The following is a 12,830-nucleotide window of genomic DNA, read 5'->3' as shown; positions in this document are numbered from 1 at the left end:
GCACTCAAGCCAATCCATCGCCACGCCGAGCAGTTTATTGAACACTTTATGTTACTTGCTGATCAGATGGGCATCTTCCTCAACATAGGTCCAATGCGCGATCTCAGTGAACCAATTAAAGCGTGAGCTCACATTTAACATCTCAACAAACCATAGCAAGATTTATAAACTTAGAGCATATTTATCAAAAACTTAGGACATTTTAACTCAGTGACCATTACCTTTTTGCATACCAGTCGTCACCTTTGTCATTGGCGGGTCAATGTCACTCTTCCTTAGTCTGGTTGGGTACTCAATCAAACAATAAGAAGGATAGAGATATGAAACCTCGTGTCTCAGTAATCGGCTCTGGTAATGCCGGTCTAACGGCGGCATACCACTTTACTTTACATGGCGCAGATGTCTGCTTGTATGGAGCCCCTGGCTATGATCAGGCGCTTACCGATATTGAACAGTATGGCGGTATTCGTGCTTTAGCCGAATTCAACGATACCACTCTCAGTTATGCCGGGTTTGAATCATGCGACAAGGTGAGTCGCGATTTGGCGGAAACCATCGCCTACAGCGACATCCTCATTTTACCTGTGCCCTCTTTTGCTCAGGAGCCGCTGTTTATCGAGATGCTCCCACATCTGCGTGATGGACAAATCGTGATGTTAATGCCGGGTAATTACGGTTCTTTGGTCCTGAACCGCATTAAGCACGAGCAGGGCTATCACGCTCTAAAACTTACTTTCGTCGATGCGATTTCCATTCCCTGGGCAACCCGAATTGTCGGACCTGCGGAAATTGCCATTTTAGGTATGAAGCAGTTTCTACCTATCGCCGCTTTCCCTGCAAACGACATAGATAAAGCCATTAAGGCGCTGCAACCAGTAATGCCTCTACCACTAACGCCGCTAAAGAATGTCATCGAAGCAGGATTGGAAAACATCAATTTTGGTGGTCACCCACTACTTACCACGCTCAATATGGGCCTTCTCGAAAACTTTGATGGCCAGTTCAATTACTACAAAGATTGTTGCTCTATCTCTACAGCTAAAGCAGCCGCTGTGATGGAATCAGAACGACTTTCTATTGGTCGCGCACTTGGCTTAGCGCTAAAACCAGAACTGAACGCAATGAACGCGCTCTACGATATGGATTGCCAAAGCGTCTATGAGGTCAATCGGACTTCAGAAACTCACGGTAAGCTCAATAGCGCACCGAATTCAGCGAGCAATCGTTACATAACTGAAGACGCTGCCTATCTATTAGTCCCTTGTTATGAATTCGCTAAGCTACTAAATATCGAAACACCGATCATCACCTCTTGCCTGCATATTGATAATGCCTACAACGATACCAACTATTTTGAACACGGCAGAACATTAAAGTTAATGGGGTTAGACAACAAGTCTGCTCAAGAAATCATGGACTTCGTTAGCTAAACGCTATGGGCCATCACGCATGTTATTGCGTTGATGGCTCAAAGAACAAAAGGACTACCCTATGACTAAAATAAAATTCCCTTCCGCATACACCATCTTGATGTTACTCACCGTTGTGATGGCGATTCTGACTTGGACGATTCCCGGCGGTCAGTATCAGATGGAAAACAACGAAACCCTTGGCCGTATGGTACCAATGGTCGGTACCTATCATTCTATTGATGCTAATCCGCAAGGTATAGTCGACATCCTAATGGCGCCAATTCAAGGCTTCTATGACCCTTTAAGTTACACTGCTCGCGCTGTTGATGTGGCACTGTTTGTGTTGGTTATTGGTGGCTTTCTCGCGGTCGTGACGAATACCGGGGCTATTGACGCAGGCATCGCTGGCACGATGAAGAGGCTGGATGGTCGAGAAAAATGGATGATCCCAATCTTAATGGGCTTATTTGCTTTAGGTGGTACTGTCTATGGCATGGCTGAAGAGACCATCCCGTTTTATGCATTGCTGATACCAGTGATGATCGCTGCTGGCTACGACAGCGTCGTCGGCGTTGCGATCATCATGGTTGGCGCGGGTATAGGATGCTTAGGCTCGACAATTAACCCGTTTGCGACCGTTATTGCATCCAATGCCGCTGAAATCAACTTTATGGAAGGCTTCGCTCTACGTGCGACCATTCTGGTACTAGGTTGGTTAGTATGCGTCATCTACGTTATGCGCTATGCCGAAAAAATAAAGAAAAACCCGGAACTGTCATTGGTTGCCCATCAAAGAGAGTCCAATCTCAATCATTTCTTGCACAGCAAGAAGCAACAAACCCCTGATTTCACCACCACACGTAAAGTCATTCTCGCCATTTTCGGTATCACTTTTGCCATCATGATGTGGGGCGTATCTATTGCTGGTTGGTGGATGGCAGAGCTTTCAGCACTGTTTATCGGCTCTAGTATTGTTGTTGGCTTAGTCGCACGCATGTCTGAAGCAGAGATAACAGAAAGCTTTGTCGATGGTGCTCGTGATCTACTCGGAGTAGCGTTGATCATCGCGATTGCGCGGGGCTTGGTGGTGGTTATGGATAACGGCAATATCACTCACACCATTCTCAACTACGCCGAAGGGTTGCTGGTTGGATTACATCAGGTCGCCTTTATCAACGCGATATACTGGATCGAAGCGGTCATGTGTTTGGTCGTGCCATCATCATCTGGTTTAGCGGTGCTGTCCATGCCTATCCTGGCGCCTTTAGCTGATTTTGCAGGTGTCAGCCGTGAGCTAGTCGTCACCGCCTATCAATCGGCATCTGGGCTACCTAACCTGGTCACCCCGACCTCAGGCGTGGTGATGGGTGGTTTAGCTATTGGGCGTGTTGCTTACCCAGTATGGCTTAAATTTATCGGTCCACTATTAGCAGTACTAACCACTATGGTGATGATTCTACTCAGCTTAGGTGTCGTGTTAAGCTAACATTTTCACATAGCAAACTCGCTAAGAACATATTGATTATGGTGTAAAAACACCCACTTAAACTGATTTTTATCACGAAGTGTATATAAATAAAGCAAAGAGTAATTTTAGGGGTTTACAAGGTTTGTGAACCTCTATATTATGCGCTTCAACAACGGAGAGATGGCTGAGTGGTTGAAAGCACCGGTCTTGAAAACCGGCATACGTTAATAGCGTATCTAGGGTTCAAATCCCTATCTCTCCGCCACATTTAGAAAGCCCGCTGAGAAATCAGCGGGCTTTCGTCGTTCTAAAGGGTTGAAGCTGCAGACCACTAGTTAAGTGCAACTCTAGCTAGCATCAATATCTAGCAAAAAGGCCGCTATCAATTTAGCGGCCTTTTTCGTTTCTCAAGTTGGTAGAACTCTAAAGCAGGTTAATGTTTTCGTGCTGACCTTGGGCATAGCTACCCAAGTGGGTTGAGAAGAGCTCAGATTCGATCAAGTCCAGTACCTTGTCTTTCAACTCTTTGGGATAGATACGTAAATCGGCTAACTGTGGAATCGGCACCCATTGTACCGACTGAATGTACCCTTCATCGTTGAGCCCACGTAGGTTGTCAGTATTGGGCACACCCAGATGGCTTTCTATCAGGTAGAAAAATTCGGCATGATAGCGATTGGTGTGAGTTTCAAAAAACTCCCTGACGCAAATCAGTTCTCCAACTTCAACGTCGATCCCCGCTTCTTCTTTAAACTCTCGCATCACACAAGCTTTGGAACTTTGGTCACTGGCTTCCATACCACCACCTGGCGGAATCCAGTATTCTCCAGTGAAGTCCCTCACCTTTAGCAACAGCATTTCGCCGTCCTTAATCAGCAGTCCAGCTGCGCGAATGCGATGTTCCATGCGTACTCCTTGTTAACATCCATAAGTGTCTATCGCAGCCCGAATGAGTTGCATGTGAATCGGAACCAATTCGTGATGTTGACTTCGATAACCCCCACCAACCACACAGGCAATAGGTAACTGTTTTTGCTTAGCTAGTTCAAACATAAATCGGTCTCGAGCATAGATCCCTTCGCTCGTTACATTTAAATAGCCTAGCTCATCATCCTGATGAATATCGACTCCTGCGTCATAAACAATCACATCGGGTTGATGAAGATTGATCGCCATCTCAACAACAGATGTAAAGGTAGCAAGAAACTCCTCATCGCCAGTGTCTCTTGTTAGAGGCACATCTAAATCAGAATCCGGTTTGCGGGCCGGAAAATTTTTATCACAATGGAATGAGAGCGTCACTATCTGCTCGTCACTGGCGCACAAAGTCGCCGTGCCATCACCGTGGTGAACATCGCTATCGACAATCAGAATCTTATCGACTCCCTCAATAGTCAGGCCACGCTTAGCGGCAATCACCAAGTCATTAATCAAACAGAAGCCACTGCCAAAATCGAAATGGGCATGATGGTAGCCACCACTTAAGTGAATAGCGATACCATGTTCAATAGACTGGCGCACCGTTTCACACGTACCACCAGCAGACATCAGAGTTCGGTTAATCAGTTCCTGACTCCAGGGAAAACCAATCCGACGCATCTTAACCGCGGGTAACGCTCCTGATATCAGGGATTCAATATACTCACCACAATGGATTTGGCTTAATTCCGCCTTATTGACTGGTTCAGGCTCCACATAACGCAGAGACTGCTGCCATTGCTCATCCCCCTCTCTTAATTGCTCGATCGCTTCATAAAGTAGTCGATACTTATTGATCGGGTAACGATGCCCTTCAGGTAAAGGTAATTGAGAATAGAGTGAGTGATATATCAAAGGAATCATATGGGTACAGACAGAGTGCAAAACTGGGGTCATGTTATCAGTTAGTTACTCGGTTGCAATACTGCTATTTGTGGCTGCACGAATTAACAATCAAATGCGATACAAATAGGTACATGGTTAATTATCAACCAACTCATGAAACAGTTTCATGAACTCTTTTTAAACTGCCTAGCGCCTCATCCTTTGTTAGATCGAGCCAATATGAGAGATATTGAGTGTGATTTCTCTCACGCTATACCTTTAGAGGATCTTAAATACTATCGGCATGAAAACGGTTTCTGACAGGATGTGAGGCAGAGTGTGGCAACAATAAAAGATGTTTCTGAGTATGCAGGCGTATCAAAAGCCACCGTATCACGCGTGATCAATGGCACCAGTCGCGTCAGTCCTGATAAAAAAAGCAAGGTCGAACAGGCAATCGAGGTGTTGGGTTATCGACCAAACACCATCGCTCAAGCTCTCGCTTCGAGCAAGACAGGCAGCATTGGCATTATTGTTCCTGAGCTAGGTGGACCTTTCTATTCTGGTATTTTGCACAGCATAGAAGGCAAGCTACGCCGTTTGGGTTACCACGCAGTTGTCACAGCTGGCTCGAATACTGAGCAAGGACAACGCGAGTCAGTCGAGTTTCTGCTGGGTCGAAAAGTCGATGCGATGATTCTCCACACTCAACACCTTTGTGACGATTACCTGATCGATCTGGTTAATAAAGGGGTTGCCTTAGTTGTGGTCAATCGTTCGATAGATCAGCTAGCACATAACTGTATAGAAATTGATAACAAATTGGGTGGCAAATTGGCTACCGAATACCTGTTGCGAATGGGGCATCGCAACATCGCATGTATCACCGGACCTCTGTGTAAATCCGATGCACGGGGGCGTCTGCAAGGTTACCGCGAAGCGTTACAAAACGCCGGGATCTTGTTCGACGAAGCATTGGTTGCAGAGGCCGGTTTTACAGAAGAGTCCGGGATCGAAGCGATGGAATCGTTATTGGCAAAGGGACGTCCGTTCAGCGCAATATTTGCCTGTAATGATCATATGGCATTTGGTGCCTTTGAAGTGTTGAAACAACGCAGTATCAAAGTACCAGAGCAGATCTCTTTGGTTGGTTTCGACGATATCTTGTTCGCTCGTTACATTACTCCGCCTCTGACAACCGTCAATTTCCCTATCGAGGAAATGAGTACCCAAGCTGTTCAACTGGTCATTCAAATCCTGAATAAAAACAAACGAGATGTGAGTTTCAAGCTGTCGCCTACTTTAGTGCCACGCAGCTCAGTTAACCAACTCGAACACAATAAAGTCATTTAAGGACAAGACGATGAAACTAAAAACACTGACGCTTGCTACTGTCACAGCACTTGGAATTGCTACGACAGTCAACGCTGCCGATTCGAACATTCGATTTGACGGTTTTCCAGATTTCGATAGCAGCCTTAAAGTGCTGCTGCCTGAGTTTGAGAAAGAAACCGGCATTAACGTCGACTATTTGATGAACAATCATGGTGACCACCATACTAAGTTGACCACTAACTTAGCAACGGGCTCAGGCGCTGGTGACGTTATTGTGGTTGATGTTGAGAAAATCGGTCCGTTTGTCGCGTCAGGAGGTTTAGTCAATCTATCCGAACAGTATGGCGCAGATAAGTATCAGGAACGTTTTGCGCCTTATGCATGGACACAAGGTCAAGGTGCTGATGGAGACGTCTATGGTATGCCTGTCGACCTTGGTCCGGGGGTGATGTATTACCGTAGCGACGTATTTGAGAAAGCCGGAATTGACGTTAATAAGGCAATTAAGGATTGGGACTCTTACATCAAAGCCGGTGAAGAGCTTAAGAAGCAAGATGTTTACCTCATCGCATCAGCAGCCGATGTCGCGCAGGCAATTATCTTCACCACTGTTCCTGAAGGTGAAGGACTCTATTTTGATGCTGACGGCAACCCTGTGGTGACTTCTGAGCGATTTGTCCACGCCTTCGAAGTGGCCAAAGAGATCCGCGACAAAGGCTTAGACGCACGCATTCTGGCTTGGTCAAACGAGTGGTACGAAGGCTTCCGTAACGGCACTTTTGCTACTCAGCTATCCGGTGCCTGGCTTTTAGGTCACTTAAACAACTGGATCGCTCCTGAAACATCAGGAAAATGGGCGGTCTCTAACCTTCCAGACGGTATCTACGGTAGCTGGGGTGGCTCTTTCCTCTCTATCCCAACCCAATCCAAGCATCAGGATGAAGCGTGGAAGCTAATCGAGTACATGACAACCCGTCGTGACATTCAGTTAAAACACTTCGAAACCATTGCTGCCTTCCCGGCAAACACCACCACTTATGACGACGACCTTTTCCAGCAAGAGGTGGCATTCCTTGGTGGTCAGAAAGCACGCCTGCTATTTGCTGAAGTCGCTGAAAACATTAAACCCGTCGCACCAGCCAAAGGTGACCATGTTGCACGCTCTATAATTTTAGAGAATGCACTGATGGAAGTGCTTGATGAGGGCAAGGACATCAGAACCGCACTAAAAGAAGCGGAACGAATGATCAAACGTCGTACGCGTCGACTTTAATCCATAGCTCACTGACAAGGGAGGCGTTTACCGCCTTCCTTACTCGAGGTCACTACTATGAATCACGCAGCTAGTAAGGTTGTTGAAACATCCCAGCGTAAGTCGCTTTTTTCTCGCTTGAGTTTGAAACCGCTTACACCTTATGGGTTCCTGCTGCCATTCCTGATTATCTTTTCAGTGTTTGGGGTGTTCCCACTGCTGTTTTCTATCTATCTCTCTTTCCATGAATGGAACCCGGTCGAAGGGCTGGCGGCAATGGATTACGTAGGGTTTGAAAACTACCACATTGCCCTGACCGATCCATGGTTGTGGCGTTCATTGAAAAATACCTTGTGGTTAGCAATTACCTCTGGTGTCGCGCAGCACTTAGTCGCTTTGCCGGTGGCCTATATTCTGGTCTCACTTGGTGACCGCCTGAGACACTGGCTGACTTCCGCTTACTTTTTACCGTTTATCACTTCGACGGTCGCGGCCTCGCTGATCTTTTTCAATATGTACTCCCCTAATGCCGGCATCATTAACCAGACTTTAATTGCACTGGCTGACAGTTCACTGTTTGGCTGGGCTTTCTCTTGGGTCAATGATTATCAGCCGATTCGCTGGCTCGATGATGCAACTATGGTTAAGCCTTCAATCGCTATTATGGTGTTCTGGAAGTACACAGGTTTCAACATCGTACTTTACACCACCGGCCTGATGACAATTCCAAAAGATATTCTTGAAGCCGCTCGAATGGATGGTGCCAACGCGTGGCGTCGGTTCTGGAGTATTTCTCTGCCGATGATTCGCCCTTTTATCTTCTTCGCCGTAACAATGACGATTATCGGTAACCTACAACTTTTCGAAGAACCTTTTGTCCTCACTCGTGGTACTGGCGGTACTGGTCAGTCTGGCTTAACTATCTCGATGTATCTCTACAAAGTTGGCTGGGAGTGGCTGGAAATGGGCACAGCGTCGGCGATTTCCTGGCTGCTGTTTACTCTCATCGCTGGCTGTACAGCAATCCAGTTCTTCTTTTTTGGTAAGAAAGGCTTAGGGGAGCAATAACATGACCCATCAAAATGTACACTCTCCTCGCTGGCGACCAAGTGATCGTAGTATCGAAATCTTCACTAAGGTGTTGATGGCATTGCTAGCGGTAATACTGATTGTTTCAGCAATCATGACTGTGTTTCCGTTTCTATGGTCTGCGCTGCTATCGACTCGCGACAGAACTGAGATCTTCGGCTCTGGGATCAGTTTTGCAATTGGTGACAGTTTAGCGATCAACTACGCCAAACTACTGGAAATCATGCCTTTCTGGCAGGCGATGTTTAACTCTATCTATATCGCCTTTCTAGGTACCACGATTTCGTTGCTGTTCTGCAGTATGGGCGGCTATGCCTTCGCTGTTTACCAGTTCAAAGGCAAGACTCTGTTGTTCGGTATGTTAGTCGGCTCAATGATGATCCCGCCCGTTCTGAGTTTAATCCCCTACTTTATGATCGTTAAGTTCCTCGGTTTGCTTGATAACTCTCTTGCGGTATGGCTGCCATTCACCACCACACCATTTGGTATTTTCCTTATGCGCCAGCATGTGGTCGCCTCTGTACCGAAAGAGCTGCTTGAGGCTGCCAAACTCGATGGTGCCGGCGAATTCAGAACCTATTGGAGTGTCGTATTACCTCTGATGAAACCTGCTTTAGCAACGCTCGCTATCGTTCAGTTTGTTTTCTTCTGGAATATGTTTATGCAGCCACTTGTGGTTCTGACTACGCCAGAGAATTACGTCATCACGCAAGCTCTGCGTAGTGTGCAGGGTATTCCCAATACACCTTGGGGTGCGGTGATGCTTGGCACCACAATTTCAATACTTCCATTGGTTATCACCTACTTATTTGCCTCGAAACAGATGATCAGTGGCCTGACGTCAGGCGCAGTAAAAGGCTAACAGGACTAAATAACAATGAATAAATACCAACTTGCTTCAGATTCAGTATTACGACGCCCAGATTTCCTTTTTGGCGTTGCTACCTCCTCCTATCAAATTGAAGGCGGAGCACAATTGGGCGGGCGTACCCCTTCAATCTGGGATACCTTCTGCAATAAACCGGGCGCGGTCGATAACGGGGATAATGGCGACGTTGCCTGTGACCATTTCCACCTCTGGAAACAAGATATCGCTATGATCGAAGGGCTCGGCGTAGACGCTTACAGGTTGTCTATGGCGTGGCCACGCATTGTTCCGCGCGATGGTGAGGTTAACCAACAAGGACTCGAATTCTACGAGCGCATTATCGATGAGTGTCATGCGCGCGGTTTAAAAGTGTTCGTCACCCTTTATCATTGGGACCTGCCTCAGTATCTCGAAGATAAAGGCGGTTGGCTTAACCGAGAAACCGCCTATAAATTTGAGTTTTACGCTAAAGTGGTCAGTGAATATTTTGGTGACAAAATCGATTCCTACGCGACGTTAAACGAACCTTTCTGTTCTTCGTATCTGGGCTACCGCTGGGGCATTCATGCGCCGGGAATTAAGGGCGAGCGAGAAGGCTTTTTGTCTGCTCACCATCTGATGTTAGCACATGGTTTGGCGATTCCTCACATGCGCAAAAACGCCCCTAACTCTATGCATGGTTGCGTGTTTAATGCCACGCCAGCCTACCCTCTTAACGATACAGATATAGGAGCTGCGGAGTATAGTGACGCAGAGGGTTTCCATTGGTTTATGGACCCGGTTCTTAAAGGTGAATATCCTCAACTCGTCACCGACCGACAATCACACAATATGCCAATGATCCTTGAAGGCGATTTAGACATCATCCGCACCGATCTCGATTTCATTGGTATTAACTTCTATACCCGTTGCGTGGTTCGTTACGATGAACATGGTGACATTCAGTCGGTTCCTCAACCAACCAACGAACACACCTTCATTGGGTGGGAAATCTACCCACAGGCACTGACAGACCTGCTACTGCGTCTTAACGACCGTTATCCTAATCTTCCACCACTTTACATCACCGAAAATGGCGCCGCTGGTGAAGACCAATGCATAGATGGTGAAGTGAATGACCACCAGCGAGTGATGTACTTTCAGACTCATTTAGAAGCACTCGATAAAGCCATCAGACAAGGCGTCAACGTTAAAGGCTACTTTGCCTGGAGTCTGATGGATAACTTTGAGTGGGCATTTGGCTACAAGCAACGCTTCGGTATTGTTCATGTCGATTACACCAGTCAAAAACGCACCCTTAAACAGAGTGCGATTGCCTACCGTAATATGCTACTGGCACGCAGAGAGGAGACCCAGTAATGGCCAAGGTTGAATTTAAAAACATCAAGAAATCCTATGATGATGTTGAAGTGGTTAAGCACTTTGATTTCACCGTAAACGATGGCGAATTCGTGGTTTTTCTTGGTCCGTCAGGCTGTGGCAAATCGACGACTCTGCGCATGCTGGCCGGCCTTGAAAGCATTACTTCCGGCGAAATTTTCGTTGGCGATAAACTGATGAATAAAATCGATGCGAAAGACCGTGATCTGGCGATGGTATTCCAGAGCTATGCCCTCTACCCACATATGACCGTCTACGAAAACATCGCTTTTGCCCTTAAATTGAAAGGGATGGCCAAAGAGCAGATTGATATTGAGGTGCGCAAAGCAGCGAAAATGCTCGAACTGGAACCGCTATTAAATCGCAAACCCAAAGAGCTCTCCGGCGGTCAGCGTCAAAGGGTTGCAATGGGGCGAGCTATGGTGCGCACACCAAAAGTATTCTTGTTTGATGAGCCACTCTCAAACCTTGATGCCAAACTGCGTGGCACCATGCGTGAAGAGATCAAACAGCTCCATCGTGAACTCAAAACCACGACCATCTACGTGACCCACGACCAGATAGAAGCCATGACGCTGGCTGATCGTATCGTGATTCTCAAAGATGGTTATGTGGCTCAGGTAGGCACACCGACTGAGGTGTTCCAGCGTCCCGCCAACAAATTTGTCGCTCAGTTTATCGGTAATCCATCAATGAACATGCTCGATGCAAAATTGGTTGGGGAAGAAGCAAACTGGCAAGTAGAGCTGGGTGACATTCAGATCCCTCTGCCACAACGTTTTCATGCTCACGCATCGAAAAATCTTGCGCTCCATTTTGGCATTCGTCCAACCGACATCCACCTCCGCGCTGAACAAGTTGACCACGACAGAGTACTGCCTATTCCAGTTAAAATTAAAGACAAGGAGTTACTGGGAGCCAGCATTCTGCTCAAAACCGAAATCGCGGGTCAGCCATTAATGGTCGAGACTCAGGCCGCGGAAGTGGACGTAGACCAGTTAACGCTCTACCTCGATCTGGATGCGATACATCTGTTTGACGCACTGAGTGAAAACTCTCTCGCGACATTCTAGCCCCCAGCGTAGAGCTCTCATTTATGTTTTATCAATGTTGAGCTCTCGCTTACTGTTATCTATATTCAAAGCCTAGCTTGCACAGTTACACCTGTTAATGAAAACAACAAAAAAACACCGGGCGCCGTCGATTTATGACGTCGCTAAACAGGCTGGGGTATCACCAGCCACCGTTTCCCGCTTTCTCAATCGCACAACCTATGTCTCCGATGATAAGAGCTTCAAGATAGAGCAAGCGATAAAAGCCCTCGGCTACAAGCCTAACTACAGCATGAATCAAGGCTATAACACCCGTTCAATGACCATAGGTGTTTTAGTACAAAACCCAGAGAGTCCACATACCAGTCGTTTTCTAAATGACATGGAGAAAGTACTCAACGAGCAAGGTTATTCGTTGGTAATCGCAACAGGCCACTGGAAAAACAAACTTGAGTCTCACGCCCTTGAATACTTAGCAAGAAGCAATGTTGATGGCATCATCGTCGTGACCGGAACCCTGACAGAAAAGCAAATTCTCGACTACTCCGAGACCATGCCAGTGGTCGCATTTGGTTATGATGTGATCGGTAAACGGGTCCGAAGCATCAATATCGATAATGTGCTGGGCGGATACATGGCGACTTTGCATTTGCTGCAGCAAGGGCACCTCAACATTGCCCATATTAAAGGGCTGCTCAATCAACCTGATGCTGTCGCACGCTTTGTGGGTTATAAAAAAGCACTACAAGAGGCGGGTATCAAGGTTCAGACAAAATTAATCAAACAAGGTAACTTCAGCAGTGAGTCTGGTTATCAGTTAACCAAAGAACTGATCGAATCGAAAAAGCATTTTAGTGCCATATTCGCCGCCAATGACCAAACCGCCTATGGGGCGATTAAAGCGCTTCACGACCATGGTTACCGCGTCCCGGAAGACGTTTCAGTAGTCGGTTTTGATGATCTGCCAACCTCATACTATTTCACTCCAGCACTGACCACCTTGCGTCAGCCAGTGGAAGAGATAGGTGTCGTGTGCGCGGAATCCATCCTCAACTTGCTCAACGGCAACAAGCATGAAGTTCGGTTACCACCAATGGAACTGATTATCAGGCAATCAACAAAATCCATTTACCGCTGATTTTTTGCTAAGCTTCTGAGCAGAAAACAAAAA

Annotated in this window: 11 protein-coding genes, 1 tRNA gene and 1 pseudogene; 11 read left to right on the top strand and 2 right to left on the bottom strand. The window is 46.8% G+C overall.

The window, feature by feature from the left end:
• The 4 genes and pseudogenes from RH46_RS22470 to RH46_RS10545 all read left to right on the top strand — a co-directional run.
• Positions 1 to 126: pseudogene (locus RH46_RS22470) on the top strand (LysR family transcriptional regulator); the annotation flags it as partial.
• A 194-nt stretch (positions 127 to 320) separates the two neighbouring features.
• Positions 321 to 1,430 carry an NAD/NADP octopine/nopaline dehydrogenase family protein gene (locus tag RH46_RS10555; protein WP_006879425.1) on the top strand — a complete coding sequence of 370 codons (1,110 nt, stop codon included), beginning with the start codon at positions 321 to 323 and terminating at the stop codon, positions 1,428 to 1,430.
• 61 nt (positions 1,431 to 1,491) lie between these two features.
• Entirely contained in the window at positions 1,492 to 2,898 is a 1,407-nt protein-coding gene (locus RH46_RS10550) for a YfcC family protein (protein ID WP_006879424.1), read from the top strand.
• 156 nt (positions 2,899 to 3,054) lie between these two features.
• Positions 3,055 to 3,145, top strand: a tRNA-Ser gene (locus tag RH46_RS10545).
• Positions 3,146 to 3,303: 158 nt separating this feature from the next.
• On the opposite strand, the gene RH46_RS10540 is transcribed toward RH46_RS10545, so the two are convergent.
• Both RH46_RS10540 and RH46_RS10535 read right to left on the bottom strand, forming a co-directional pair.
• The gene (locus RH46_RS10540; RefSeq protein ID WP_006879423.1) at positions 3,304 to 3,786 is read right to left on the bottom strand and encodes an NUDIX domain-containing protein; all 483 of its coding nucleotides are present in this window, start codon (positions 3,784 to 3,786) and stop codon (positions 3,304 to 3,306) included.
• A gap of 12 nt (positions 3,787 to 3,798) precedes the next feature.
• Complete coding sequence (locus RH46_RS10535; RefSeq protein ID WP_006879422.1) at positions 3,799 to 4,722, bottom strand: histone deacetylase family protein; 924 nt, start codon at positions 4,720 to 4,722, stop codon at positions 3,799 to 3,801.
• A gap of 300 nt (positions 4,723 to 5,022) precedes the next feature.
• Between RH46_RS10535 and RH46_RS10530 the strand changes: the two genes are divergently transcribed.
• From RH46_RS10530 to RH46_RS10500, 7 genes are all read left to right on the top strand, one after another.
• A complete protein-coding gene (locus tag RH46_RS10530) occupies positions 5,023 to 6,036 on the top strand; it encodes a LacI family DNA-binding transcriptional regulator (protein WP_006879421.1) in 1,014 nt (337 codons plus the stop codon).
• A gap of 10 nt (positions 6,037 to 6,046) precedes the next feature.
• Entirely contained in the window at positions 6,047 to 7,291 is a 1,245-nt protein-coding gene (locus RH46_RS10525) for an ABC transporter substrate-binding protein (protein ID WP_006879420.1), read from the top strand.
• A gap of 57 nt (positions 7,292 to 7,348) precedes the next feature.
• Positions 7,349 to 8,338 (top strand): carbohydrate ABC transporter permease, encoded by a 990-nt coding sequence (locus tag RH46_RS10520; RefSeq protein WP_006879419.1) that lies wholly within the window; start codon positions 7,349 to 7,351, stop codon positions 8,336 to 8,338.
• 1 nt (position 8,339) lies between these two features.
• Positions 8,340 to 9,221, top strand: a complete 882-nt coding sequence (locus RH46_RS10515) for a carbohydrate ABC transporter permease (protein ID WP_006879418.1) — start codon at positions 8,340 to 8,342, stop codon at positions 9,219 to 9,221.
• A gap of 15 nt (positions 9,222 to 9,236) precedes the next feature.
• A complete protein-coding gene (locus RH46_RS10510) occupies positions 9,237 to 10,586 on the top strand; it encodes a GH1 family beta-glucosidase (protein ID WP_006879417.1) in 1,350 nt (449 codons plus the stop codon).
• Positions 10,586 to 11,680, top strand: a complete 1,095-nt coding sequence (locus RH46_RS10505) for an ABC transporter ATP-binding protein (RefSeq protein ID WP_006879416.1) — start codon at positions 10,586 to 10,588, stop codon at positions 11,678 to 11,680. The genes RH46_RS10510 and RH46_RS10505 overlap by 1 nt, the downstream gene beginning before the upstream one ends.
• 97 nt (positions 11,681 to 11,777) lie before the next feature.
• Positions 11,778 to 12,797 carry a LacI family DNA-binding transcriptional regulator gene (locus RH46_RS10500; protein ID WP_006879415.1) on the top strand — a complete coding sequence of 340 codons (1,020 nt, stop codon included), beginning with the start codon at positions 11,778 to 11,780 and terminating at the stop codon, positions 12,795 to 12,797.
• Positions 12,798 to 12,830 lie beyond the last annotated feature (33 nt).

This window comes from Vibrio brasiliensis LMG 20546, assembly GCF_000189255.1.
Taxonomy (GTDB): Bacteria; Pseudomonadota; Gammaproteobacteria; order Enterobacterales; family Vibrionaceae; genus Vibrio; species Vibrio brasiliensis.
This window is presented reverse-complemented; position numbering and strand designations above follow the sequence as displayed.